We start from the raw sequence: 26,536 nt of genomic DNA, 5'->3' as shown, positions 1-26,536 counted from the left end.
AACAGTAAACACTAGACGTTTCAAGCATTTTGGCAAATAAATTCGATTTCCTTCAAAATAGATTCGTTCAATATATCACGATTAAGCTATAATCCGATTGCCTTTTAGTCGTACGCTTTCAGAAAACCTTGATACAGCAACTTTTTGATGATGGTCGATATTCGTCCCGTTATTGTTTAGCGTTTCGCATCTTTTTCATTTATTATCATCGATTCACGGCCTATTCACCGCATAACTGGTGCAACAAAAATGTCCCACGGTCCGTTTCGATTGTTTTCTCTAATATTTGTTCGCGCATGACAGTGACCGGGATCGCTAAATCCCCAGCCAATCGAGTCACATCAATTAGTTCCAATTCCCTGCCATCCAGGAAAAAGCCTTTCTGCAAACTGCAGATCAATTCTCCCACCGCAAGCAACAACTCTCTTCTGAATGCAACTGCTGAACGCAACTGCTCCCATTCCGTTTTCTTCGCTGCCAGAAATTGTTGCACATCCTCATCTTCGTGCTGCATCATCTCTTCATAATATTCTTTTTGGAAAACAACAACAGGAGAAGCCAATTCATTGTATTTTACAGTCAGATGCCCATCCACGAGATGCAGATAAAGATCCGGTCTGGGCAAAGAGAGACTGTCATCGCCGAATGCTGATCCCGGGGTAGGATCTAAAGTTTGGGCATACTCGAATACCGCCTTCACGTCGGACAGGTCCACACCCATCTCGTCCGCTATGGCTTGCCAGTTTTTGTCACTGAAGGCCATAAAATAATTCTCAAATATATAATAGGCAATTTCCGGTGCATATTCATCACGCTCCGTCTGTAGCATCAGACATTCCTGCAGATTTCGGGCTCCGACACCCGGAGGATCCAATTGATGCAGCAGCGTCAATGCGTCCAACATCACGATCGGTTCCACACCCTTCTGTTCCGCGGCCTCTTTCAGGTCGATGGTGACGTATCCTTCTGGATTGATGAATGCCACGAGAAATAAAACCAACTCGCGCAAGGGCGTGTCCCGCATATTTGCATAGATTTGTTCCAATAAGAATGTATCCAACGCAGGCACTTCTTCATAGACTTGATCCATAGCGGAAACAGTGTCCATCGGATCGTCTTTATCTGGCTTATACACGACCGATTTTTCTATTACAGCGCGTTCATCGAATTCTTTATTGATTTTCACTTCGATTAAAGGATTACCTAATGCTTTTTGTTGAAGGTAAGCGAACAATTCTTCATTATCGTATCCAACGAGTCTCAGTGATTCCTCCAAGCTTTCCTTATTCATATGCATACTTGATATAACTGACACATTAACCCCTCCTTACCTTTTCACAATCATTTTATCACACACAAGCTTTTATTGAAATCGTTTTCAATGTATAGCAGCTAATTTCAAGTGCAATGGGGCTGCTGATTCTGGAGATCAATGGGCGTCCCGTAGATCCGGGTCTGCCTCAGAACTGTCGTGCGATTTGATATAAATTTCCTGCTTGCTATCTTTCACGCTATAGGTTATAATTTTTGATGTTGCTTGTCTCCTTGGTGTAATGGATATCACGTAAGATTCCGGTTCTTGAGATGGGGGTTCGATTCCCTCAGGAGACGTACTATTTTATTGATGCATCAACGTTGCGGACTTTGAATTCAAAACAAATAAAAAAATCTCCTTTCCCAAGCGGAAGCGGAGATTTTTTTATTTGCTTCTTGCTTCACCCTGAATCCAATCCATATTTTCAAAATCTATTTTTGGACATTTGCTGACTGAAACGATATGATTGACTAAGGTATATTTCATCAGAAAACGCGAGGCTAAAGGCCAAACATTACAATTGACCTTTTCTGACCAATGAGTTAAAATAAACCATGTAAAGAAAAACTGTTCATTCAAACGAACGAGGAGGAAACATATATGAATTTAATCCCTACAGTAATCGAACAATCATCCCGTGGTGAACGTGCGTATGATATCTACTCTCGCCTTCTGAAGGATCGCATCATCATGTTGAGCGGCCCAATCGACGATTATACGGCGAACTCTGTCATCGCGCAATTACTATTCCTGGATGCACAAGATTCAGAAAAAGATATCTATATCTACATCAACTCTCCAGGAGGTAGCGTCTCTGCTGGTTTGGCCATCTTCGATACGATGAACTTCATCAAAGCAGACGTTCAGACCATCGCAATGGGTATGGCAGCATCCATGGGCAGCTTCTTGCTGACTGCCGGTGAAAAAGGCAAACGTTTCGCATTGCCGAATGCTGAGATTATGATCCACCAACCGCTTGGCGGCGCACAAGGTCAAGCAACAGAAATCGAAATCGCAGCCCGTCACATCCTGCAAACCCGCGAACGCCTGAATAAAATTTTGGCTGAACGCACAGGACAACCGATGGAAGTCATCGAACGCGATACCGACCGCGATAACTACATGACAGCCCAACAAGCCAAAGAATACGGTTTGATCGACGAAGTCATGGTCAACTCAAAATCATTGAAATAAAATTATGCGAAAAAAGCGAAGACGATCAGCAGAATGATGCTGATTGTCTTCGCTTTTGTGTATTGCATTAGTATGGTAGCCAGGCTGTGACCGTCTTTAATCGGGGCTCAGCCACAGCGGAAGCAAGTTCGTAGCTCAGGCGAGGCATACGCTCGCCGGAGGAGACCGGTGAAAACTGGATTGTACTCCTGTGAGGCCATCCTCGCGGGAGTTCGCTCACCAAGTTGCCCCTGTCCTCCGGCGAAGGCTTCGCCCACCGGAGGACAGCCGAAGAATAAAAAAAACCGTCAGCGCACCTGCGCAGCTAAAATTCAACAAGAAAGGCAGACGGAAACGCAAGCGTTCCGATCTGCCTTTCTTGTTTCCTTAACGGATATAATTGAAGATATGTTCCCAGGTCTGTTTACTGAAGACAAGCATCGGATTGCCGTCACCGAGGACGCCAAACCCGACCATCAGACCGGCTCCGAACAGAATGAAGGCCATCAACATGAAAATCAAAACCCACATCACCGTTGACAGTACAGGTTTGAAATCAAATTTCACAGCGATCACCTATCTTCCTTTTTTGATTTTGGTTTTTTGGATCAATCGTGCCAACAATCCGAAAATCCCACTGGATGGGCGATTCTTTTGATCAATGTTATTCAAGAGAATACCCGTTCCCAAAGCTACAGCATCCAAAGGTTTTTCCGCAGCGAAAACAGGAACCTTCAACTCGCTCGAGAAGAGTTTCTCGATTCCACTGATCAATGCGCCCCCGCCTGTCAGTACGATTCCGGTATTGATGATGTCCGCAGCCAATTCAGGAGGCGTCATTTCCAATACTTCCTTCGCTTGTTCCACGACAAGCACCAAGGTTTCGTGCATCGCTTCGTAGATTTCTTTGGAAGTGATGTAGATGGTGCGCGGAAGGCCTGTCACCATATCACGTCCACGGATTTCCATTTTTTCTTCCTTTTCAGGCTCCAAAGCGGTTCCGATTGTAATTTTGATCTTTTCAGCTGTCCGCTCGCCGATCAATAATTTGTGTTCTCTTTTTACAAAGTTCATGATGTCGGCATCCAGTTTATCGCCGGCCGTTTTAATTGAGCTGCTCGTTACGATGCCGCCCAATGACAAGACTGCAATATCACTCGTTCCGCCACCCATATCGATGACCATATTTCCGTTCGGCTGAAAAATATCAAGGCCAGCACCGACAGCCGCAACTTTCGGTTCTTCCTCCAGATACACATTCTTGCCGCCACTCTTTTCTGCGGCTTGGATAATTGCTTTTTGTTCGATTGTTGTGATGTTCGTCGGACAACAGATCAAAATATTCGGCTTGGTCAAAAAGCCCTTTACATTCAAGCGATCAATAAAGTGGGTCAACATTGCTTCTGTGATGTCAAAGTCTGCGATAACGCCGCCTTTCAACGGACGGATCACTCTGATGTTTGCCGGCGTACGCCCGACCATCATATAGGCTTCTTCCCCAACTGCTAAAACTTTTCCGGTTTTTGTGTCTACTGCTACGACGGAAGGCTCATTCAAAACGATACCTTTCCCTTTAACGTGAATCAGCACGTTCGCTGTACCTAAATCGATTCCTATATCTCTGGCCACGTTGTTCCCCTCTCAAACATTCATCATTTAGCGATAGCTATCTTGCGGACGACAGTTGTCCGACTTATTTTGCAAAAAGTGCTTCCACATCTGAATCACTGAAGGCCTTCTGTTCATCTTCCGTTACACGTTCGACGTCAGCGCCTAATGCCTGTAGCTTTTTATCGAATTCATAATAACCGCGATCCAAATGCGATAGGTTTGTGACGCGCGTATAGCCTTTGGAAACTAGACCAGCGATGATCAAAGCCGCTGCCGCACGTAAATCCGTTGCGGCTACTTCTGCCCCTTGCAAGTCTGTATTGCCATGAATCAGGACCGTCTGCCCTTCGACTTTAAAATCAGCGTTCATACGGCGCATCTCTTCCAAGTGCATGAAGCGGTTTTCGAATACCGTTTCAGTCATTGTGCTGGTACCTTGGGATACCAATTGCGCAATCGTCATTTGCGCTTGCATATCGGTAGGGAACCCTGGATGCGGCATCGTTTTGACGTCAGTCGCCTTCAAAGTACGCGGTCCGATTACGCGCAGTCCATTTTCTTCTTCCTGAAAGGCAACGTGCATTTCCTTCAGTTTTGAAATCAGCGGTTTGTTGTGTTCGGCAATCGCATCTTCAATGAACACATTTCCGTTCGTGACTGCAGCCGCGATCATGAATGTCCCTGCCTCGATACGGTCCGGGATGATCGAATGTTCTGTTGCTTTCATGGATGAAACACCTTCGATACGAATTGTTTCTGTTCCGGCTCCGACAACTTTCGCGCCCATGCGGTTCAAGAAATTCGCCAAATCAACGATTTCAGGTTCCCGTGCGACGTTTTCGATAATAGTGGTTCCTTCGGCTAAAGTAGCGCCCATCATGATGTTCTGGGTAGCACCGACACTTGGGAAGTCCAAGTAAATGCGTGCGCCGACTAATCTGTCGACTTTTGCTTCAACAAAACCATTTTCGATTTTGATGTCAGCACCCATCGCTTCAAACCCTTTCAGGTGAAGGTCGATAGGCCTTGTTCCGATGGCACAGCCACCCGGCAAGGCGATGCGTGCATGCCCCAGACGTGCCAAAAGCGGACCCATTACGACGATCGATGCACGCATTTTGCTGACATAAGCAAATGGTGCTTCAAAATTAATGTCGTTTGATGCATCCGCTAAGATGGTGTTGTTGTTTTCTTGAAATTCAACGCCGACATTCAGATGTTTCAGAACGTTATTCATTGTGAAAACATCAGAAAGTATCGGAACGTTCGTCAATACAGATTGCCCTTCGCTTGCCAATAGTGTAGCAGCTAAAATCGGCAAAACTGCGTTTTTTGCGCCTTCAACTTTAACTGTTCCTTCAAGACGGTTACCGCCGCGAACAATTATTTTTTCCATAAAAAAATCCCTCCGAAAGTCAATTGTGATCTCATTTGTATGTTTGTATGCAACTAGTTTGATAAACCTGGAACTCCGAACTGCCCGTACAGCAACAATCTGTTGCGCAACCACCAGCAGCTCATGAGAACAATAAGTAGCTGATGTTCCGCGAGGTCGCCACCAACTCAAGCAGAAACGTACTTACTATGTAGCCTAAAGCAATCGACAGAAAGAAATAGAGCACCCGTGCTTCGCGTATGTGCCCCTTCCTTATCCATTTCTCCAATCTGATGGCTTTCATCGACCAGAAAGAAATGAAAATGAATATCATATGGGATAGCAATACTATTATACCGTTAAACATCGTTATGTCCAAGCGACGCACTCCTCCCATATTCTCAAACTATACTAACATAAATATTGTGAAAAAAAAACAAGGAAGCTCGTTTTTGTCCGACCATCTGCAAAGAATTTACTAAGAAAATCGTTTACATTTGTTTTCCTGTTAAGGTATAATAATATGTTACAACACATCAAAATGAAATTGTGGGCTATTTACGCAAATGATTTGTGCATATTATCTACTCCACTAAATTAATTGTCAGAGAATAATTGGCTCAAAAAAAAGAGGCCATCTCTGGCCTCTTTTTTCTCAGTTGGATCTGTTCTTCGAAACGCCGATACGGTTGATGGCTTTCGATAGCGAGATCTTCGCGCGTTGGAATTCTTTTTCATTTTTGATGTCACGCGCCTCCACCATTCGTCTTTCGGCGCGTTCTTTTGCGACTTCGGCACGGTCGATATCGATATCCTTTTCACGTTCCGCACTGTTCGCAATGATGTTGACAACATTGTCGCGCACTTCCATGATGCCGCCGTTGACGGCAATATGGTTTTGTGCCAACTCATCGGTCACACGCGTTACGATCAGGTCGGAAATCGCCAAAGGCACAATGATCGGGGTATGGTTTGGCATGATGGTAATGCCGCCGTCCGTTGTTTTGGCGGTCACCGCTTTAGCACGATGCTGAAAGGCGATACCATCCGGCGTCACCACATTGACTTGCAGATATGCCATCTCATTCCCCTCCTTGGTAGCCTAATTCTTTCGCTTTATTCAGAACTTCTTCAATCGTACCGACGTTGCGGAAAGCTTCTTCCGGAACACCGTCGTATTTACCTTCCACGATCCCTTTGAAGCCGCGTACGGTTTCGGATACAGGAACATACGATCCAGGAACACCTGTAAAGGCTTCTGCCACATGGAAGTTTTGGGACAGGAAGAATTGGATTCTTCTAGCGCGGTTAACAGTGATTTTTTCAGAATCGGACAATTCGTCCATACCCAGGATAGCGATGATATCCTGCAGTTCACGATAACGTTGCAGTATGCGTTGCACTTTCGTAGCAACGTCATAATGTTCATCCCCGACAATATCCGGAGATAACGCACTTGAAGAGGAAGCTAATGGATCTACAGCGGGATAAATCCCTTGCTCAGTCAATTTACGCTCCAAGTTGGTCGTTGCATCCAGATGGGCAAAGGTTGTCGCCGGTGCCGGATCGGTGTAATCATCCGCTGGAACATAGATTGCTTGAATAGAAGTAATCGAACCATCTTTTGTGGAACTGATACGTTCCTGAAGTTGACCCATTTCTGTCGCCAATGTCGGTTGATACCCTACTGCTGAAGGCATCCGGCCCAATAGCGCGGAAACTTCGGAACCAGCCTGCGTGAACCGGTAAATATTATCGATGAACAACAGGACATCTTGTTTTTCTTCATCACGGAAATGTTCCGCCATCGTCAAACCGGACAAAGCGACACGCATACGTGCACCAGGTGGCTCATTCATTTGACCGAACACCATGGCCGTCTTTTCACCGACGCCTGACTCCTGCATTTCGTGGTAAAGGTCATTTCCTTCACGCGTACGCTCACCGACACCCGTGAATACCGAGATGCCGCCATGCTGTTCAGCTACATTATGGATCAATTCTTGGATCAGTACCGTCTTACCGACACCCGCTCCACCGAAGAGACCGATTTTTCCGCCTTTAAGGTACGGCGCCAGCAAGTCGATAACTTTGATGCCTGTTTCCAGGATTTCAAAGTTACTGCTCAACTGATCAAAAGTCGGTGCTTTTCTGTGAATAGATTCACGACGGAAGTCATCAGGGATAGCGCCCTTCAAATCAATTGCCTCACCCAACACGTTGAACACCCGGCCTAACGTGCCTAACCCAACCGGCACCTTGATGGGTGCGCCAGTATCGACGACAGTCAAGCCTCTTTGCAGGCCATCGGTCGATTCCATTGCGATTGCGCGAACAACACCATTCCCTAGTTCAAGCGAAACCTCCAAAACGATGGTTTCCCCTTCTTCATTACTCCCAGCTTTGGGTGCCTTGTGTACAATGAGCGCATTGCGGATGTCCGGGACACCTTCTTCCAATGGGAAGCCAACGTCGACTACCGGCCCGATTACTTGTACAATATGACCTTTTTTCATGCCTTTTCCTCCCATTTTCTAATCTTCCAGAGCAGAAGCTCCACCGACGATTTCGGTGATTTCTTGCGTGATTGCAGTCTGTCTCACTCGATTGTATTTAATCGTCATATCGTTGATCATATTGGTCGCATTATCGGTAGCACTCTTCATGGCCGTCATGCGTGAAGCATGCTCAGATGATTTAGCGTCGATAATGGCGCCGTAAATCAAACTTTCCGCATATTGCGGAAGTAAAATTTCCAAAATTTCCTCTTTGTTTGGTTCAAAAAGATAATCGACTTCGTAACCGACTGCTTCATGGGAATCCAAGTCCGTCAACGGCAGCATTTTTTCAGCCCGATACTCAGAAATCAAAGCGTTGATATGATGTTTGTAACAAACATACAATTCATCAAAAGCTCCATCACGATAAAGCTGGATGGCTTTCACTACGATATCACTGACTTCCGTGAAGCTGGGCTGGTCGTTCAGATCCCGGATTTCGAATGCAACTTCGATGCCGCTCTTTCTGAGATCATCAGCGACCGCTCCACCGACCGACAGCACAACAAATTCATCATTCGAAGCGTGGTCGATCGCAAGCATATCTTTTGTCGCTTTCAGGATCGAACTGTTGTATCCTCCGGCTAAACCTTTATCGGAAGAAATAATCAGATAGCCTGTTTTGCGGATCGGGCGTTCAATCAACATATCGTGAAAATCGACCAGAACTTGATCGTTCGCTGACACATGACCATGCTCTTCAAGCAAAGATAATTGCGTGCTGGCTATGTGTGTTACGATTTCGCGTATTTTTGCTGCATAAAGCTGATATCCCCGCACCTTTTGTTCGGCGCGGATCAGTTTGGAGGCAGATACCATTTGCATGGCGCTTGTTATTTGACTTGTCTTCTTTGTGGAAGCAATGCGTTTCCGGATGTCTATTAAAGACTCTGCCATATTATCACCTCAATATTATCTGTACATGCTATCCAATCTACTCGACGTGCGGAATAAAGATGCCCGCGAATGCACTAAGCGCTTCATCCAGGTCTTCCGCAGGTGGTAAGTCTTTTGTCTCCACAATGATGGAGAACAGTTCAGGATAGGACATTTTGACGAATTTGAACAGCTCAGATTCATATCGCTCGATGTCCTGCACCGGAATGGAATCGATAAATCCGTGCGTCAATGCATAGAGAATGAGAACTTGTTTTTCGACATCCAAGGTCTTGTGCAAGTCCTGCTTCAGTATTTCCACGGTTCTGCGGCCGCGGCTAAGACGTTTCTGTGTGGAAACATCCAAGTCCGAACCGAACTGAGTGAATGCCTCCAGTTCGCGATAACTTGCCAAATCGATACGCAGCGTGCCGGATACTTTTTTCATAGCTTTGATTTGAGCAGAACCGCCGACACGGGAAACCGACAGACCGGCAGATAGTGCCGGACGGATTCCCGAGAAGAACAAATCGCTTTCCAAGAAGATCTGACCATCCGTGATGGAGATGACGTTCGTCGGAATATAAGCTGAGATATCTCCCGCTTGCGTTTCAACGATCGGCAGGGAGGTGATGGAACCGCCGCCCAATTCATCATTCAATTTTGCTGAGCGTTCCAACAGACGGGAATGCAAGTAGAAGACATCCCCTGGATACGCCTCGCGACCTGGCGGACGGCGCAACAGCAAGGACATTTCACGGTAAGCAGCCGCCTGTTTGGAAAGATCATCGTACACGATAAGGACGTGTTTGCCTTTGTGCATAAACTCTTCTGCCATCGCTGTAGCAGCATAAGGCGCGATATAAAGCATCGGCGCGGATTGCGAAGCACTTGCAGTCACGACAATCGTATAATCCATTGCATGATATTTTTTCAACGTTTCCGTCATATTACGGACTGTAGATTCCTTTTGTCCGATTGCGACGTAGATGCAGATAACATCTTTGCCGCGTTGGTTGATGATAGCATCGATTGCGATGCTTGTTTTACCGGTTTTGCGGTCGCCGATGATCAGCTCACGTTGGCCTCGACCGATAGGCACCAAAGCATCCAATGCTTTAAGGCCGGTCTGAAGAGGTTGTCTGACGGATTGACGATCCATGACGCCTGGCGCTGCGTTTTCAACCGGTCTTGTGCCCGTCGTTTCGATGCTGCCTAAACCGTCCACTGGGCTGCCTAAAGCATCCACAACACGCCCGATCAAAGCATCTCCGACCGGAACTTCCATGATTTTGCCTGTACGTTTGACGATATCGCCCTCATGGATATTTTCATAAGCTCCAAAAATGATGATACCGACATCAGTCATCTCCAGGTTTTGGGCCATACCGATGGAGCCGTTGGAGAACTCCAACAATTCACCGGACATAACGTTCTCCAAACCTTTCGCGCGCGCGATTCCATCACCGATGTAGGTAACTTTTCCAATTTCTTCAAACTCTGATACAGATTGAAAAGTGTTGATCCTATTTTTGATCAATGAACTTAAATCTTCGTTTTCAGTAGCCACATTATTCACCTCTTCAACCCTATTAATCTTTCAGGATATGTCTCTTCATTTCTTTCAACTTTGTAGCGACGGTATTGTCGAAATAATGGTTTTCCGACTCTAACCGGACGCCACCCATCACGGTGGAATCGACCACTTCAGTCACAAAGAAGGTCGCTTCCCCGATTCTTTTATTCATTTTGTCCATGATGCGCGTTTTTTGATCTGCAGTTAAAGGTACCGCAGAAATCAACTTCATATTCACGAACTCTTTTTTATTCTCATACAGCGCATTGAACGCATTGATGGAAGCCAAGATACCTTCGTTATCAAGATTATCTTGGAGTCCCTCGAGAAACAAAAGCGTCTCCGGAGCGAGATACTTCACTGCCAAATCAAGATTTGGCTTCTCGCCCGCAGTGGCGTCAGCATGATTGAAGGCATCCTTCAACTGCGATAGATCGAGATAAAGTCTATCCGCAATCTTCGAGTCTGTCAGGCGGTTATAGTAGGCTTGCACATAGGCTTCTACAGTAGCGATTGCTTTACCGTCCTTATCCATATCAATCATCCAGCCCTTCAATGAACGCTTCGATCAAAGTTTGTTGGTCTGCTTGATTGATTTCCTTGCCGAGGATCTTTTCAGCGATTTCCAATGATATGACCCCGATTTCGGCGCGCAATCCTTCAAGAGCTTGTTTTCTTTCGAGCTCGAGCTCTTTTTGGGTCACTTGTTTAATCCGTAGTGCATCTTCTTTTGCTTCTTTGATGATGTTCTTTTGTATTTCATTGCCTTCCGCCTGAGCCCGGTTCAAAATATCGCTCGCCGTTGTTCTGACTTCTATCAGCTGCGCATTGACTTCCGATTGTTTCTTCTCGGCATTCTCGCGCGCTGCTGCAGCTTTATCAATATTTGCATGTATCATTTCTTCCCGATCCGTTAAGATCTTCATCAAAGGCTGCCATGCGAATTTTTTGATAAGAGCCATCAATATCAGAAATGACAGCAGCGTGACAATCGTATCACCTAAAGCGGTGATCTCTCCCAATACGAGATTGGCTGTCATTATCATCCCTCCTGTAGTTATCTGTCTTTCTGGTCCCTATTATTGGAAAATCAGTAAGAAAGCTATAACTACCGCCATGATGGGAACAGCTTCAATTAAGCCGACACCGATAAACATCAAAGTTTGTAATTTGCTTTGCAATTCTGGTTGTCTTGCGATAGCTTCGATTGTAGTAGAAATAACCTTTCCGTTTCCTAATGATGCTCCGATGGCCGCACCGGCAACCGCAATAGCAGCTCCTATAAAGTTCATAATAATAATCTCCTTTTTCTCATATATAATAATGCACACTTATTAAGCTCATGGATCAGCAGTTTATTCCGCTTCGATCTTATGGGCGAGGTAAACCATAGTCAACGTAGTGAAGACGAAAGCTTGGATGGAACCGATAAAGATGGAAAATCCTTGCCAAACCATTTGGAGTGGAATCCCAACCACCCAAGTCAACAAGCCGTAAGAATTCGCTAATGAAGCAATCAACCCCAACAAAATTTCACCGGCGTAAATATTTCCGTAAAGACGTAACGCCAATGTCAATGTGTTCGTGAATTCCTCCAAAATTTTGATCGGCATGAGAGGTGCGACTGGGCGAACATAGCTGTTCATGAAATATTCCTTGAACCCATTTTCCTTAATACCAAAGTAATGCGTCAGCAAAATCACCATCAAGGCCAAGCCTAATGTGACGACTGGACTGGCTGTAGGACTCTTCCAATAGGAATAGCCATCGATGTTCAAGATGAACACAAGCCCTAACATATTGGCTACCCATACAAATAGGAACAAAGTGAATCCCAACAAGTGGAATTGTTGCCCGACTTTCCAGTGAAGAGAGCTGGAAATCATGTTCCGGATAAAATCAACCAAATATTCAATTGCCGATTGGCTTTTGGATGTTGGCCTTATCGCCAGTTTCCGGGTAGCAATAAAACAAAATAAAAAAACGATGATGCAGGTCGCCAATACGCTAATGATGATATTCAAACTGAAACCCAATCCCATAAAATGGATGACTTTAGATTCAGCTTCCAATAATTTCACCTCTTTTCAATACAAATAAAAAAACAGCTATGCCAAACCTAGTCCACGCTACATTATTATTAAAAGACAATCGTAAAAGTAGACAACTAATTCAGCTGGACCTCCCATACTCTAGTCACAATAAGTGGCTATTTCATAAGTTTCTTTGCACATCTGTTCAACATCGCTAATCATAACACCAACTTTATCGAAATTCAAAGCAAATATACGGATTATAAGGATATTTTCGGCCTTTTCATGAAAATGATGAAAAGATACCGCCTTCATAATCAATGATACTCAATACATAAATATACTTATAGGATTATGAAAATTCGAAGGTTGACTAAAAAGTGTTTCGAACTGGGGAAATAAAAGCAAATTTATTGTCTTTCATGCTACCCTCCAAACCCGTCGGCACTGTAACCTTAAGCGATTGAAGTATAATTAACTTAACTTGCACAAAAAAAAATGAGCCAGAAATACCCATCGGTTTTCTGGCTCAGTCCATTATTTTCACTTTTCAAGATTATGTAAATCGGATGATCGTTCTCATGATAATATTGACTGTTCGACAATTATGGACACAATTGCCTCAATGCCATTTTGAACGCTTATTTTGTGCCGAATAGTCGGTCGCCAGCGTCTCCTAATCCAGGTAGGATGTAGCTGTTATCGTCCAATCTTTCATCCAAAGAAGCTGCATAGATATCCACATCCGGATAAGCCGCGTGCAATGCTTCGACTCCTTCAGGTGCTGCCACAAGGCAGATGAATTTCATGGAGGATGGTGATGCGCCTCTCTTTTCCAACGCTTCGATAGCTGCAATAGCTGATCCGCCTGTCGCCAACATTGGGTCAACGATGAACAATTGACGTTCTTGGATGTCCGTCGGTAATTTCACAAAATATTCTACTGGTTCCAGTGTATCATGGTCACGGTACATGCCGATATGGCCAACTTTTGCAGCAGGCAACATCGCCAAGAAACCATCGACCATCCCCAAACCTGCACGCAAGATCGGAATGATGGCAACTTTTTTACCGGATAACGTTTTTTGAGTCGTTTTAACCAATGGCGTTTCGATCTCGATGTCTTCCAAAGGCATGTCCCTTGTTACTTCATAAGCCATCAACATGGCGATTTCGCTTACTACTTCACGGAATACTTTTGTTCCACACTCTTTCTCGCGGATGATTGTTAATTTGTGTTGAATCAACGGGTGATTCATTACATGGAATTCTCCCATATACTTTTGCCCCACTTTCCTATTTTTGCTCAACCTATTGTAATTGAAAACCGCTACAAATACCAGAAATAAAACAATGAGAAAACAGCAAAAGATCTGTCAAAGGGTGATACGGACCCGGTCGTGCCTGTTTTAGGGATGAGGAATGTGGTCGTCGGCTGTTCGCCATTCTCGACTCTACTATCAGCTACGTTGCGGACTACTCCGGGTGAAGAAAAGAGCCGCCTCATGGAGGCAGCTCTTAAGTGGTCTATTTATGCTTCAGTAGCAGCTAGTTTTTTGTGCAATGGGAAAGCTTGCGTGATGGCTTTGACAGCCGCACGGACTTCAGCCAATTTCGCTTCATCTGTGTGGTTATGAATAGTTTCCACGATCAATTCAGCAATCTTGCGTGCTTCTGCTTCCTTCAAGCCTCTTGTTGTGATGGCAGGTGTGCCGATACGGATGCCACTGGCTTTGTTGGCGCCAAGCGTTTCAAAAGGGATCGTATTTTTGTTGACAGTGATCTCAACGGTATCCAACAATTTTTCTACTTGTTTTCCGTTCAAGCCGCTGCTTGTAACATCCAACAACAATAAGTGGTTGTCTGTCCCGCCACTGATGACGCGCAGGTCGGATGCATTGAAGACGTCAGCCATTGCTTGGGCATTTTTGATGACCTGGCCGATATATTCCGTGTACTCTGGTGTTGCAGCTTCAAAGAATGATACAGCTTTAGCAGCGATGACGTGCTCTAAAGGACCGCCTTGGATGCCTGGGAAGACAGCGCTGTTCAACTTTTTGCCGAATTCTTCTTTGGCTAAGATGACTCCGCCACGCGGGCCGCGAAGTGTTTTATGTGTTGTAGTGGTTACAATGTGGGCATATTCAACCGGATTTTGGTGATGTCCTGTTGCGCAAAGTCCTGCGATATGAGCCATATCCACCATGAAGTAAGCGCCGACTTCATCAGCGATTTCTCTCAAACGTTTGAAATCGATTGCGCGCGAGTAAGCACTGGCGCCGCCAACGATCAATTTTGGTTGTTCTTTCAGGGCAATCTCTCTGACGGTGTCATAATTGATTGTTTCTGATTCTTTTTCCACACCGTAAGCAACGAAGTCATAAGTCTGACCGCTGAAATTCACGGATGCGCCATGCGTCAAGTGGCCGCCGTGGCTAAGGTCCATACCCAATATTTTGTCGCCGGGTTGAACTAATGCACGGTAAGCTGCCATATTTGCTTGCGAACCGGAATGCGGTTGTACGTTGGCATATTCTGCACCGAATATTGCTTTAATGCGATCGATCGCCAAGTTTTCGATGATATCGATAAATTCGCAACCACCGTAATAACGACGACCTGGGTAGCCTTCAGCATATTTGTTGGTCAAGATGCTGCCTTGCGCTCTCATAACATCTTCAGATACAAAGTTTTCGGAAGCAATCAGCTCGATTCCGTTCTCTTGTCTTTCGCGTTCTTTTTCAATTGCTGCAAATAATTCTTTATCCATGTTTGCACCCTTCCATCACATTATTCCAAAATTTTAAACATAAAAAAATGTAAGTTGAGTATAGCATAATTTTTCAGAAATAAAACATATAAGCTCCTGGATTTGAATATTTTATATAAAAAGTAAGCTAAAGACGGATATTAGACGATTATTCCGCCTGTTTTTTCGGATATTTTGAAGAAGCCGCTTTTTCCAGACGATTCATGAATGCCTTCCCGAGGCCGGCAAGGTCATAAGCTTCCGCCAAAATCACATCGACCGGCTGTTCATCGAGATACCGTAATCCAGCATAGAGACGCTGCGATGCAGCTGCCACATCATCCTTCAATCCCAATGAATAGGTAGCTAGCGCTGCACCCTTATGCACAGCCAGTTGTTCTTCAGATGCCAAAATGCCGATTTTCTTGCCTTCACCGCGATACACTTCAATGATGGCTTCCCAATCAGCGGCCGTTCCATCAATCAGGATGACCGGTTGCGCGGGGGCATAATGTTGATATTTCATCCCTGGGGCTTTCGGAGCCTCTGCTTCATCTGTAGTTAGCGCACTTCCTGCCAGTTTGCCGATGATCGGCTCCAACTGCACTTCCGTGATGGCGCCCGGGCGCAAAATGACGGGTCCTTCGGCATTGGTCAAGTCCAGAACGGTTGATTCCAAACCGATCTGCGTTTCTCCTCCATCAAGGATGCCTGCAATTTTCCCTGAAAGGTCATGCATCACGTGTTGGGCGGTCGTCGGGCTCGGTTTGCCTGAAGTGTTCGCGCTCGGTCCCACCAAAGGAAAGCCGGTTTTTCTGATCAATTCCAGTGTTTGTTCTTGGGCAGGCATCCGCAGCGCAACGGTATTGTGGCCTGCTGTTACGGTCGGCGCAAAAACTCCTTCTTTCATCGGGAAAATCAAAGTCAAAGGTCCTGGCCAAAAAGCCTTCATCAAGGCTTCTGCTGTGGGCGGCACAAGGGCTACATATTGCGCAATCTCCCGATCGGATACATGAACAATCAATGGATTGTCGCTGGGTCTTCCTTTTACTTTATATACATTTTTGACGGCTTCATCATTTGATGCGATAGCACCCAGACCGTAAACTGTCTCTGTCGGAAAGGCAATCAATTCTCCAGCTTTCAGCAGTTCGGCCGCCTCATCGATCGTTGAGGCGGCATATATTTTTGTTTCCATAATAAATAAATGCTCCTTTCTGAATGTTTGACCACACAGCAGCGCTGTTCAGGTTAAAAAAATAGCCGGGGCAATTGCCCACAGCCATTTTTTGCCCATGGATTACAGGCGACTCGTCTCATCATAATATGCTTAATAAGCTAGTTGGCTAGCTTCACGGGTTAGCCCTTCGGAAAACGGATGAAGGAACCTCTTGTCTCTACGAGCCAAGACATACTGTTCGACTAACCTGCTGACGCAGGAAGTCTCCCAGCAATTGCGCTCTACGATGCTCAGTTGCATGGGACTTTTAGGGATTCATCCCTTAGAGTCCCAGTACAAGGTGACCGTAGGGAACGTTGCATGGCCCAATTTCCTAAATTTCATTCAGGGCTGAACGAACCCGTTCAGCTTTTCTTATTTGACTATTAGCATGCGATCGAGGCCGGACAGATCTTTTTCGATCGTGACCGTTTTATCCGGGAAAGCTTTTTTGTAGAGTTCCAATAATTTTTCGCCTTGGCTGAACCCGATTTCCATGAACAGGCATCCGTCTGTTTTCAAATGAAACGGAAGCGTGAACGCCATCTTTTGGTATAGGTCCAATCCGTCGTGGTCAGCGAATAAGGCCGAATGCGGTTCGTAATCCAAAACGGAGCGATCCATCAAGCCGATTTCATCTTCGCTGATGTAAGGCGGATTGCTGAGGATGCAGTCGAAGGTCTCCAACTGCACGGGTTCAAGCAGATCCCCTTGCAGAAAACGGATGTCCACATTCAGATGCTCAGCATTCTCTTTCGCGACGGCCAATGCTTCTTCAGACAGATCAGTGGCTGTAACTTCATCCTGCGGGCGTTCCTTTTTCATCGCAATGGCTATAGCGCCGGACCCTGTCCCGATGTCGAGGACTTTCTGAGGCCCTTTCCCTTCCAGGCATTTTAAAGCCCGTTGCACAAGTTCCTCGGTTTCCGGACGCGGAATCAACGTAGCTTCCGTGACTTTTAAGGGATAGCCATAGAACCATTCGACGCCTACGATGTACTGGATCGGTTTGCCCGCGACGTACTCATTTATGTCGCTGAAATACTGCTTGTATTCTGGATCCGTTATCGGATCGGCAAAACGCATCAACAAATCCGTTTTCGTCCAACCCAAACGATCCAAAAGCAGCCTTTCAGCAGCCAACGGACTTTTTTCGTTCTGTTCCAAAAAAAGCGCGCCATTCTGCAATGCTTGCTGGTAAGTGAGCTCCTTAGATTGACCCATTGTTCAAGGACTCCAATTTTTGCGTCTGATCTGCCATGATCAACGCATCGATGACTTCATCCAATTTTCCGCTTAAAATCGTATCCAACTTTTGCAAGGTCAAACCGATACGGTGATCCGTGACACGGTTTTGCGGGAAGTTGTAGGTGCGGATCCGTTCGGAACGATCGCCTGTACCGATTGCTGATTTACGCGTAGCATCGTATTCTGATTGTGCATCTGAAGAGATTTTGTCGTACACACGCGTGCGCAAAATTTTCATCGCTTTCTCGCGATTTTTGATCTGGGAACGTTCATCCTGCATGGCAACGGCGATTCCGGTCGGTAAGTGGGTCAATCGGACCGCTGATGCCGTCTTGTTGACGTGCTGTCCGCCGGCTCCGCTGGCATGATAGATGTCTGTGCGGATGTCTTTGTCTTCGATGTTCAATTCGACATCTTCCGCTTCAGGCAAGACGACAACGGTGGCTGTGGAGGTGTGCACACGCCCTTGTGATTCTGTTTCCGGGACACGTTGGACACGGTGTGCGCCGCTCTCATATTTCAGTTTGGAGTAGGCACCGTTTCCGCTGATCATAAGGATGATCTCTTTGTAGCCGCCGATGCCGGTAATGTTCGCATCCATGACCTCAACACGCCAGCCTTGGTTTTCAGCGAATTTGCTGTACATGCCAAACAGCTTTCCGGCGAATAAAGCTGCCTCATCTCCGCCGGCAGCCCCGCGGATCTCCATGATGATGTTTTTGTCATCGTTCGGATCGGTAGGGAGCAACAAAACTCTGATGCGCTCTTCAAGATCGGTCTTCTCTTTCTTTAAGTCGCTCAATTCCTCTTTAGCCATAACAGCCATGTCATCATCTAAATTTTCTGACAACATTTCTTCTGTGTCGGCGATTTCTCCTTCGACCTCTTTATAGCGATTGAAGGTCGCGACTTTCTCGCGCAGCCCTGCTTCTTCCTTGGTCAATCCCAAGAACCGTTTTGTGTCAGCCTGGACTTCCGGATCACTTAATAATTCGGAAAGCTCTTCATAACGGATAATGAATGCATCTAATTGATCATACATAACTATTTTAAACTCCTCTTTTTTTGTTTCTGATTATCTGTTCTAGGCCAATGGCGGGTGGTGGTAATGGTTACGGCAGACGGGAAGATAGGATTCGTTTCCGCCGATCTGGATCTGTTCGCCGGCATATACTGGTTTTCCGTCCACGACACGCATGTTCATGATCGCTTTTTTATGACAGTACCAGCAGATGGTTTTGATTTCTTCTATCTTATCCGCATAAAGCAACAGATATTTTGAGCCTTCGAACAATTCGTTCTGGAAATCATTCTTCAATCCGAACGCCATCACGGGGATAGACAATTCGTCCACGATGCGTGCCAGTTGGATAACATGCGCTTTGGATAGGAATTGAGATTCATCTATCAAAATGCAGGCCGGCTTTTTCGGATTTTTGCTGACTTCCAAAAATATATCCGTATCATCCGCAATCGGAGTGGCTTCGCGCTTCAATCCGATCCGACTCGAAACATAGCCTACACCATCCCGGTCATCGATCGCGCTAGTAAAGATCATCACTGATTTGTTCTGCTCTTCATAATTGTAGGCAACCTTCAGGATCTCAATCGATTTCCCGCTGTTCATCGCCCCATATTTAAAAAATAACTGTGCCATTATGTCCACCTTTCCAACAGCGTCTTGCCTATTTTTCATAAATCGGTCGGAATTTCCTGCAAAAAGAAAGGATGCCCTTGTGTCATCCTGCTTCCGACCCGCTATTATCTCACCTTCATCATCCCGCTCCCGTAAGGTTGGCGAATGATAAAAAAACTGAATAACATCCCGTATAATGATAGTAGGAAATGGCTCCAAAGTCAATAAAATTCACGATCATCAGCTGTTATCCGGCAATCGGAACACCCTTTCCTGACACGATAAGGCATCTTAAAATATTAAATCCGGGCAATTTCTGCTATACTAACGCTATCGAAAAAAGCCTTGTTATATGCTATGATGGCAAGAGATACATAAGTAAGGAGCGAATTTATTTGACTATCCGCGGTTCACTAGCAATCAATATCGGCAAAATCGCCCAGTGGGGTCTTCAAACATTTACCAAAGGCGGAACCAGTCTGCCCGGCAAACTGGCCGTGAAATTGGATCCCGACGTATTGCAACATCTTTCTGAAAATTTTGATGTCGTCATCATCACCGGCACAAATGGCAAGACGCTGACGACATCGTTGACTTATCATGTCCTGCAACAAAAATTCCCGCATATTTTGACGAATCCGACCGGCGCCAACATGGAGCAAGGCATCATCTCTTCATTCCTGGAAGGCTATTCACGAAAAGTAAAAAAGGAAAGAGCCTTTGCTGTTCTTGAGGTCGATGAAGCCAGCCTCGTCAAAGTGACGAAATTCATTAAGCCAAAGGTCATCGTAAACACGAATGTTTTCCGCGATCAAATGGATCGATTCGGCGAAATCTATACAATCTACCAAAAAATGGTCGATGGCGCTGCACTCGCACCGGATGCGGTTATCCTGGCGAATGGAGACAGCCCCATCTTCAACTCCAAAGAGTTGGTCAACAAACAGATCTATTTCGGTTTCAATCACGAGCCGGATGGCGACACCTTGGCGCATTACAATACGGACGGTGTGCTGTGTCCGAAATGCCAGCACATTTTGCGCTATAAATTCAATACATACAGCAACCTTGGGAAATACTACTGTGCCCATTGTGATTTCAAACGTCCGGAATTGGCTTATGCGGTCACCAAAGTGGACAAATTAACGCACAAGAGTTCTTCCTTTGAAATCGATGGCCAGCCGTTCCACACGAATGTTGCCGGTCTCTACAACGTCTATAATGCATTGGCTGCCTATTCCGTCGGCAAGCATTTCGGCTTGACTCCTGAAGAAATCCAAGCTGGCTTCTCGGCTGCCCAGCAAAAATTCGGTCGTCAAGAAACGATCACCGTCGACGACAAGGAAATCATCCTGAATCTGATCAAAAATCCGGTCGGTCTGAATCAAGTCATCGACCTTCTGCATTACGAAGAGGAGCCATTCAGCGTCGTCTCGATCCTGAATGATCGCCCGGCAGACGGAACCGATGTCAGCTGGATCTGGGACGGAAACTACGAGAAATTTTTGGATTTTGATATCCCGAAAGTTACCGTCAGCGGCATCCGCCAAAAAGAGCTGACCTTACGCATGAAGGTGGCCGGCATTCCGGAAGAAAAGCTGGAAGTGTTGCCGGAAATCACCGATGTCATCAAAGCTTTCAAAAAGGCTCCTACGAAAAAAATCTATGTGATGGCAACTTACACCGCTGTGCTGCAACTCCGTAAAGAGCTGGCGAACCAAGGCTATATAGCGGAAAGGATGAAATAAATGCAACTACGTATTTGCCATTTGTACGGCAACCTACTGAACACATACGGTGACAACGGAAATCTGTTGATGCTCCAGTATTGTGCCCGTGAAAAAGGCATCGATTTCGAAACAGAGATCATCAGTTTGGACCAGCCTTTCGATCCCGAAAAATATGACCTCGTCTTTTTTGGAGGAGGCCAGGATTACGAACAGTTCATCGTTTCCAAAGACATTCAGGACAAAGCAGCAGGAATCAAGGAATATATCGAAAACGATGGCGTGGTATTAGCCATCTGTGGTGGTTACCAATTATTGGGCCACTATTACATGGATGCATCCGGCAATAAAATCTCCGGCATCAGCGCCTTGGATCATTATACTTTGAGCCAGGACAACAACCGGTTCATCGGCGATATCACGATCCGCAGCGAGGAATTCAATGAGACCTACGAGGGATTCGAAAACCATAATGGACGGACCTTCCTTGGCGAAAACATGCGCCCGCTCGGAAAAGTCGAAAAAGGCATGGGTAATAACGGTGAAGATAAGACCGAAGGCGCCCGCTATAAGAATGTCTTCTGTTCTTATTTCCATGGGCCTCTGTTGGTCCGCAACATCCACTTGGCAAACCGCATCGTCGATATGGCCATTGCCCAACACAACAAAAAGATCGAAAAATAAAGTGAAAAACAGAGGCCAGGACAAAATGTCCTGGCCTCTGTTTTGATGTGTGCTCATCGTTATTCCATCGCGAATGAAAGCACAATCGTCAGCACTACAAATGCCAACAGTCCGGCGACGAACGCCCATGCTTGCCATCTCGCCATATTCAGTGTGCTTCCGATACCGAAGCGTTTTTCTACAAATATCGACGGATCTTCTGGGTTGTAATACCATACTCCCCACTTCCAGTAACGTTCTTCGTCCGCTTCCGTCACTTCATCCGGCAGTTCCCCCGCTTCGTTCAGGAACAGTTTTTCGCCGCCTTGGCCGTATTTCCAGGTCAGATAAACGCTGTACCCAACTATGACGACCACGAACGGAATCGTCATGCCGATGATCCAACCGGCCCCGCTGTCAGCGAAGAACAGGGAAAAGAAATGGATGCCGCTCATCAAGAGTTGCGTCAGCACCGTCACGACTAAGAAGTAATAAGACCAGGCTTGGCGGAACAGCTTGCTCTGCTTGCTGGAGAGGTCGGAAAGATAGGGCGAAATCTTCTGTTTCGATTTGATGAAGGAATAGTGGCTGAAAAACATCATCGGAACCATCAACAATTGTATCGCCGGCAGCATGAATACATTCACGTACGTTTTATCGACGATCCGATCCGGCTCATTTGAGCTATTCCAGTGAACTGGGAACCTTTCGGGTATCAGGTCATAAAAATAAAGCGTTACCGCCACAGTCACCAACAGGATGAACAGTTGCGCCGAAACGAAGACCGAATGGGAGACCACCTTCAGATCTTTTTGATAGCCGGTATCGATTACGATTTTGGCTTTTTTCGTTTCAATTCTGATGTCGTTCGTTGCTTTCCAACTGCGGAGCTGTTTCCGTTTCTGCAGATAGAGAAGGAAGGACAGGAAGATGAAAACGAACATCGCAACCGTCACATAGATGCTGGAGACCATCTCCACTTTCTCTTGATCATCCCAGCGAAGAAAGAAAAAGATGGGCGCAGCGAGCAGAATGCTCCCGACCACATTTTGGTATAGGTAGGCTTTTTTCAGCTTCAAAACATAGGGGTCCTTCTGATGGGATGTCGGAACCGTCACTCCAAACGGTGTACTTAACCGGCTGTAATATGGCGTAATGCCGTTGACGACCCCAATAATCAAAAATAGTATCACCATGAACCAACTAAATATCAGCATCTGCTTTTTCCTCGCCTTCCAGCTCTTTCTTGATTTCGTTCAACCATCCGTTGAACGTTTCTTCATTGACCTCAAAAATCTGTTTGTCGATCAGGATTTCCTTGAGCTTATCCTGCATCGCCGCTTTCGTATGCTCATTGGAAGCCATCATTGCCCGTTCGCTGACGAAATAGCCTTTCTGGTTTTTTACCAGCACGCCTTCGTCGACCAACAGATTATACGCTTTATTCACGGTATGCATGTTGATGCCCAATTCACTGGCCAGGCTCCGGACGCTCGGCAACCCCTCCCCATATGACCATTGCCGTTTGAGGATTCCAATTTTAATCTGATACATCAGTTGCGTGTAGATCGGCGTATCACTGTTCGGAAGAATTTCGATGAACATATTCAACCCTCCTGTTCGTTATATAACAAGTATAACACTAGCGGTGGAATTTGCAAGTACGAATAGACGGACTGCCGTCTCCTCCGGTTAAAACAGGCTTCCCCGGAGGAGAGGGTAAGATTGATAGGTGTCCTCCTATGAGCAGGAGCTCGCCGGAGGACCTGCTGTAGTTTTCCGCTCTTCTCCGGAAAACGACGGCGTCACCGGAGCTCCACACTATCCTACTTATTATCCCCGTTCTCCTCCGGCCAACACACCCGAACCCAGCACAACACAAAAACGGCATGCGACCGATAACCACCGGTCGCATACCGTTTTCCAACATTTGTTCTCGCTACTAGTAACTCTCCTGCAAAGCCCTGATGCTGTTTTCCGTCACGACCGAGGTATCGCAAAGCATATCGATCGGATGCTGTTTCTTGTTTTGGAAGGCAGCGACCAGATAGATCGCAGCCACGATTTTGCCGATATAGCGGCCGACGCCTTCCCGGATCAAGAGGGTCTGCCAACTGAGTTTTTCTTCTTTGAAGCAGACGACCCGGATGCCGAAAATCATTTTCCCGATTGTTTGGCCGTTCGTATATTTCGTCATCAGGATGAAATACCCGACAAGGATCAGCAACTGAAGAAATCCGTACAAGGTCAAGGGATCGTTTCCTAGCATACTGATGCTGGCCAAAGCGAAAATCGGCTTGATTAAAATCCCCACCAAAGCCTGCACAATCAGCAAATCGACGAGGTAGGCAAAGAACCTGATCCAAAAACCGGCGAAAACGTAATCCGGATAGCGGTGAAACGGGCGTTCCTGCTGGTCGGAAAAGCGCTCGGCTTCCTCCCAAGCTACTTTCTTTTTCCGGATTTCTTCCAAGCGTTCTTCATGCGTAGTGGTTTGCTCTTCCATCATCACTCACCCCCGTAGAGATAAAGCAATCTCGGAGCGGCGGTTGTCCCGAAAGTGTCACGTAGCAATTGCAGTTCGGTAAGTGTCTGGTTGTTCTGGCCAGTCAGTTTGGCAGTCGCCTGGGCGAACAACCAAGAAAAATCGGAAAACAGGCTAGGTGTCGAAGTATAGTCGAACACTTCTGCATCCTCGAGGTCATAAGCTACTTTCATCGCTTGCAACGCATCATCCGTGTAGGCTATCTCATCCACCAACCCTAGCGCTTGCGCTTGGGTTCCCGAATAAATCATGCCGTTCGCTACTGCGCGGACTTCTTCTTCCGGCATATCCCTTCCCGTTGATACAACGGTGACGAAACGCTGATAAGCCTCATCGACGTATGCCTGAAGCAACGCACGCTCTTCTTCCGTCATATCCCGATCCGGCGACCCGATGTCCTTGAGGCTGCCTGACTTGATCGTATTGTATTCGATACCCAATTTTTCAAGAAGGCCAGAATATTCGATTGCTTGCATGATGACGCCGATCGAACCGGTAGTCGTTTCAGCAGTAGCATAAATTTTGTCCGCACCAGCGGAAATGTAGTAGCCCCCGCTTGCGGCCGTTCCTTGCATCGAAGCATAGACCGGAAGTTCCTTTTCAGCAGCAATGCGGTACAATTTATCGTGTGCTTCCGCACTTTCATATACCCCACCACCCGGGCTGTCCACTATCAGGAAAATCCCTTTGATCGTGTCATCCTCTTCGATGGCTTTCAATTGCTCCAGGAAAAGGTCGTGATCATAGCTGGAGCCGTCCGTCAGCATACTTCCTGTACCTGATTGGATCGTGCCTTCGATATGCAGAACCGCGATCCGGTTGCTGGCATCGCCACTTTCCATAACATTTTCCTGCAGGCCCGTCCCTGGAATCAAGTTACCGGTGAGTTGGCCGAGCGAATCTTCCGTTTGGTCAGCCAACTGGGTAGAAAGAGCTTGCGAGCCGATTGATGCCACGAAAAGCACAAGCGCGATTGCCACCGCAATCCATCTCTTTTTATTCATCAAACATTACCCCTTTTCGTTTCGATTATTCTTGAACATAATCCTCTTCCGGTTCTTCTTCAATTTCTGGTTCATCCAAATACAATCCGGAAATTTCCTTGTACCAATCAAAAATATGCATGAACAGCACTTTAAGGACAGCATAACCGGGAATGCCTAAGATGAAACCGGTCAGACCGAACAGTTTTCCTGCCGTAAGCAACACGAAGATGATTGTGACGGGATGGACCTCGAGATTGCTGCCTAATACTTGCGGTGAAATGACGCGCCCCTCGATGAATTGTTCAATCGAGAAAACCAACAGCACTTTTGCCAACATTAGCGGAGAATCCACTATCGCAACAATCACAGCGGGCACCATCGCAATGAAGGAACCCATATATGGGATAATATTCAAGAAGCCTGCGAGTATCCCCAAGACGATGCCGAATTTCATTCCGATAAGGGCATAGCCTATGACAAACATGAGCCCGACAAAGAAGGCGACCGTTATCTGACCGCGGACATATTGGCTGATCTGCGTATTGATTTTCTTCAGAAGTTCACCAATTGATTCCCGCAGATTTGTCGGGAAGAATTGCAGAAAAGTCAGAGGCAACTTATCCCCTTCCTTCAGCAAATAATACAAGATTATAGGCATCGTGACGATTCCCACAAACGCATTCGTCAAAATCCCTACCACGCTTCCCAAGCCACTTACCGTATTCGACAGGACCTCGTTCAATTTCGTTGAAACACTGTTGAAGATGTCAGCATTGATTTGGTTGATCTGATCCTGAAGGGAAGTAAACCAATCATAATTGACCAATTCAATCGTCATGGTCTCGAGCGCCTGCCAGTAAGCCGGAAATTCGCGGACAATGCCTATTGTCTGATCGCGGATGATCGGGATCAGAATCGCAAATCCCCATATCATCATCAGCAAAACCAGCACAAAGGCGATCCAAGTCCCGGCAAATCGCTTGATGCCCCGCTTCTCCATCAGCGTAACCAACGGATTCAACATGTAATAAAAAATGCCCGCCATTATCAGCGGAAAGCCGATGACACTGAAGAAGCTGCCTACCGGTCCCAAAAGATGGGAAATTTTTGAAAATACCAAAACGATCAGGAGAATCAATAAGGTAATCAGAAGAACAGTCACGAACTTATTGTTCAGAAACCATTTTTCGAACCACGACAATCGATTCCCGGATTTCGTTCCTCTACGTGGAGTTCTTTCCATTGG

Annotated in this window: 26 protein-coding genes, 1 tRNA gene and 1 pseudogene; 4 read left to right on the top strand and 24 right to left on the bottom strand. The window is 46.2% G+C overall.

All coding sequences use genetic code 11. The features are described 5' to 3' along the window. Window positions 1-220: 220 nt before the first annotated feature. Entirely contained in the window at window positions 221-1,315 is a 1,095-nt protein-coding gene (locus AC0J5I_RS09775; RefSeq protein WP_475299635.1) for an RNA polymerase factor sigma-54, read from the bottom strand. A gap of 224 nt (window positions 1,316-1,539) precedes the next feature. On the opposite strand from AC0J5I_RS09775, the gene AC0J5I_RS09770 reads away from it, so the two are divergent. Beyond that, window positions 1,540-1,611, top strand: a tRNA-Arg gene (locus AC0J5I_RS09770). A 277-nt stretch (window positions 1,612-1,888) separates the two neighbouring features. Further along, window positions 1,889-2,509, top strand: coding sequence for an ATP-dependent Clp endopeptidase proteolytic subunit ClpP (gene clpP, locus AC0J5I_RS09765; protein WP_424199350.1), 621 nt, complete (start codon window positions 1,889-1,891; stop codon window positions 2,507-2,509). 366 nt (window positions 2,510-2,875) lie between these two features. On the opposite strand, the gene AC0J5I_RS09760 is transcribed toward clpP, so the two are convergent. From AC0J5I_RS09760 to AC0J5I_RS09675, 18 genes and pseudogenes are all read right to left on the bottom strand, one after another. Beyond that, window positions 2,876-3,064 carry a DNA-directed RNA polymerase subunit beta gene (locus AC0J5I_RS09760; protein ID WP_475299634.1) on the bottom strand — a complete coding sequence of 63 codons (189 nt, stop codon included), beginning with the start codon at window positions 3,062-3,064 and terminating at the stop codon, window positions 2,876-2,878. 81 nt (window positions 3,065-3,145) lie between these two features. Further along, window positions 3,146-4,117, bottom strand: a pseudogene (gene mreB / locus AC0J5I_RS09755) (rod shape-determining protein MreB); the annotation flags it as partial. Between the two features lie 64 nt (window positions 4,118-4,181). Further along, window positions 4,182-5,495 (bottom strand): UDP-N-acetylglucosamine 1-carboxyvinyltransferase, encoded by a 1,314-nt coding sequence (murA, locus tag AC0J5I_RS09750; protein ID WP_475299633.1) that lies wholly within the window; start codon window positions 5,493-5,495, stop codon window positions 4,182-4,184. Window positions 5,496-5,616: 121 nt separating this feature from the next. Continuing rightward, window positions 5,617-5,841, bottom strand: a complete 225-nt coding sequence (locus AC0J5I_RS09745; RefSeq protein WP_475305656.1) for a DUF1146 family protein — start codon at window positions 5,839-5,841, stop codon at window positions 5,617-5,619. Window positions 5,842-6,129: 288 nt separating this feature from the next. Then, the gene (locus AC0J5I_RS09740) at window positions 6,130-6,555 is read right to left on the bottom strand and encodes a F0F1 ATP synthase subunit epsilon (protein ID WP_475299632.1); all 426 of its coding nucleotides are present in this window, start codon (window positions 6,553-6,555) and stop codon (window positions 6,130-6,132) included. Window position 6,556: 1 nt separating this feature from the next. Continuing rightward, complete coding sequence (gene atpD / locus AC0J5I_RS09735; protein ID WP_475299631.1) at window positions 6,557-7,990, bottom strand: F0F1 ATP synthase subunit beta; 1,434 nt, start codon at window positions 7,988-7,990, stop codon at window positions 6,557-6,559. Window positions 7,991-8,008: 18 nt separating this feature from the next. Continuing rightward, window positions 8,009-8,929, bottom strand: a complete 921-nt coding sequence (locus AC0J5I_RS09730) for a F0F1 ATP synthase subunit gamma (protein WP_475299630.1) — start codon at window positions 8,927-8,929, stop codon at window positions 8,009-8,011. 37 nt (window positions 8,930-8,966) lie between these two features. Further along, entirely contained in the window at window positions 8,967-10,478 is a 1,512-nt protein-coding gene (gene atpA / locus AC0J5I_RS09725) for a F0F1 ATP synthase subunit alpha (protein WP_475299629.1), read from the bottom strand. Window positions 10,479-10,500: 22 nt separating this feature from the next. After that, window positions 10,501-11,028, bottom strand: coding sequence for a F0F1 ATP synthase subunit delta (locus AC0J5I_RS09720; protein ID WP_475299628.1), 528 nt, complete (start codon window positions 11,026-11,028; stop codon window positions 10,501-10,503). Beyond that, window positions 11,021-11,524: a F0F1 ATP synthase subunit B gene (gene atpF, locus AC0J5I_RS09715; RefSeq protein WP_475299627.1), complete on the bottom strand. Its 504-nt coding sequence runs from the start codon at window positions 11,522-11,524 to the stop codon at window positions 11,021-11,023. Before atpF ends, AC0J5I_RS09720 begins: the two co-directional genes overlap by 8 nt. 39 nt (window positions 11,525-11,563) lie before the next feature. Beyond that, window positions 11,564-11,776 (bottom strand): F0F1 ATP synthase subunit C, encoded by a 213-nt coding sequence (atpE, locus tag AC0J5I_RS09710; RefSeq protein WP_086627433.1) that lies wholly within the window; start codon window positions 11,774-11,776, stop codon window positions 11,564-11,566. Window positions 11,777-11,839: 63 nt separating this feature from the next. Then, window positions 11,840-12,556: a F0F1 ATP synthase subunit A gene (atpB, locus tag AC0J5I_RS09705; protein ID WP_475299626.1), complete on the bottom strand. Its 717-nt coding sequence runs from the start codon at window positions 12,554-12,556 to the stop codon at window positions 11,840-11,842. 602 nt (window positions 12,557-13,158) lie between these two features. Next, window positions 13,159-13,794 carry a uracil phosphoribosyltransferase gene (upp, locus tag AC0J5I_RS09700; RefSeq protein ID WP_475299625.1) on the bottom strand — a complete coding sequence of 212 codons (636 nt, stop codon included), beginning with the start codon at window positions 13,792-13,794 and terminating at the stop codon, window positions 13,159-13,161. Between the two features lie 254 nt (window positions 13,795-14,048). Continuing rightward, on the bottom strand, window positions 14,049-15,287 hold the full coding sequence (gene glyA, locus AC0J5I_RS09695; protein WP_475299624.1) for a serine hydroxymethyltransferase: 1,239 nt from the start codon (window positions 15,285-15,287) through the stop codon (window positions 14,049-14,051). 148 nt (window positions 15,288-15,435) lie between these two features. Then, window positions 15,436-16,464, bottom strand: coding sequence for an L-threonylcarbamoyladenylate synthase (locus AC0J5I_RS09690; protein ID WP_475299623.1), 1,029 nt, complete (start codon window positions 16,462-16,464; stop codon window positions 15,436-15,438). A 396-nt stretch (window positions 16,465-16,860) separates the two neighbouring features. Beyond that, window positions 16,861-17,709 (bottom strand): peptide chain release factor N(5)-glutamine methyltransferase, encoded by an 849-nt coding sequence (gene prmC / locus AC0J5I_RS09685; RefSeq protein WP_475299622.1) that lies wholly within the window; start codon window positions 17,707-17,709, stop codon window positions 16,861-16,863. Beyond that, entirely contained in the window at window positions 17,696-18,775 is a 1,080-nt protein-coding gene (gene prfA, locus AC0J5I_RS09680; protein ID WP_475299621.1) for a peptide chain release factor 1, read from the bottom strand. The genes prmC and prfA overlap by 14 nt, the downstream gene beginning before the upstream one ends. A 42-nt stretch (window positions 18,776-18,817) precedes the next feature. Beyond that, window positions 18,818-19,390 carry a thymidine kinase gene (locus tag AC0J5I_RS09675; RefSeq protein ID WP_475299620.1) on the bottom strand — a complete coding sequence of 191 codons (573 nt, stop codon included), beginning with the start codon at window positions 19,388-19,390 and terminating at the stop codon, window positions 18,818-18,820. A gap of 374 nt (window positions 19,391-19,764) precedes the next feature. On the opposite strand from AC0J5I_RS09675, the gene AC0J5I_RS09670 reads away from it, so the two are divergent. Together AC0J5I_RS09670 and AC0J5I_RS09665 are read left to right on the top strand one after the other, a co-directional pair. Next, window positions 19,765-21,117 carry a MurT ligase domain-containing protein gene (locus tag AC0J5I_RS09670; RefSeq protein ID WP_475299619.1) on the top strand — a complete coding sequence of 451 codons (1,353 nt, stop codon included), beginning with the start codon at window positions 19,765-19,767 and terminating at the stop codon, window positions 21,115-21,117. After that, window positions 21,118-21,780 carry a type 1 glutamine amidotransferase gene (locus AC0J5I_RS09665; protein ID WP_475299618.1) on the top strand — a complete coding sequence of 221 codons (663 nt, stop codon included), beginning with the start codon at window positions 21,118-21,120 and terminating at the stop codon, window positions 21,778-21,780. A gap of 59 nt (window positions 21,781-21,839) precedes the next feature. On the opposite strand, the gene AC0J5I_RS09660 is transcribed toward AC0J5I_RS09665, so the two are convergent. The 5 genes from AC0J5I_RS09660 to AC0J5I_RS09640 all read right to left on the bottom strand — a co-directional run bounded on the left by AC0J5I_RS09660 (window position 21,840) and on the right by AC0J5I_RS09640 (window position 26,533). Next, complete coding sequence (locus AC0J5I_RS09660; RefSeq protein WP_475299617.1) at window positions 21,840-22,976, bottom strand: DUF1648 domain-containing protein; 1,137 nt, start codon at window positions 22,974-22,976, stop codon at window positions 21,840-21,842. Further along, a complete protein-coding gene (locus AC0J5I_RS09655; RefSeq protein ID WP_475299616.1) occupies window positions 22,963-23,364 on the bottom strand; it encodes a GntR family transcriptional regulator in 402 nt (133 codons plus the stop codon). The genes AC0J5I_RS09660 and AC0J5I_RS09655 overlap by 14 nt, the downstream gene beginning before the upstream one ends. 337 nt (window positions 23,365-23,701) lie before the next feature. After that, on the bottom strand, window positions 23,702-24,268 hold the full coding sequence (locus AC0J5I_RS09650) for an RDD family protein (protein WP_475299615.1): 567 nt from the start codon (window positions 24,266-24,268) through the stop codon (window positions 23,702-23,704). Then, window positions 24,268-25,308: a signal peptide peptidase SppA gene (gene sppA, locus AC0J5I_RS09645; protein ID WP_475299614.1), complete on the bottom strand. Its 1,041-nt coding sequence runs from the start codon at window positions 25,306-25,308 to the stop codon at window positions 24,268-24,270. The genes AC0J5I_RS09650 and sppA overlap by 1 nt, the downstream gene beginning before the upstream one ends. Before the next feature lie 25 nt (window positions 25,309-25,333). After that, on the bottom strand, window positions 25,334-26,533 hold the full coding sequence (locus AC0J5I_RS09640) for an AI-2E family transporter (RefSeq protein ID WP_475299613.1): 1,200 nt from the start codon (window positions 26,531-26,533) through the stop codon (window positions 25,334-25,336). Between the last annotated feature and the right edge of the window lie 3 nt (window positions 26,534-26,536).

The organism is Trichococcus sp. TS_SC_9, assembly GCF_056156325.1.
The sequence above is the reverse complement of the archived record's forward strand: the minus strand, read 5'-3'. Positions and strand labels throughout refer to the sequence as shown.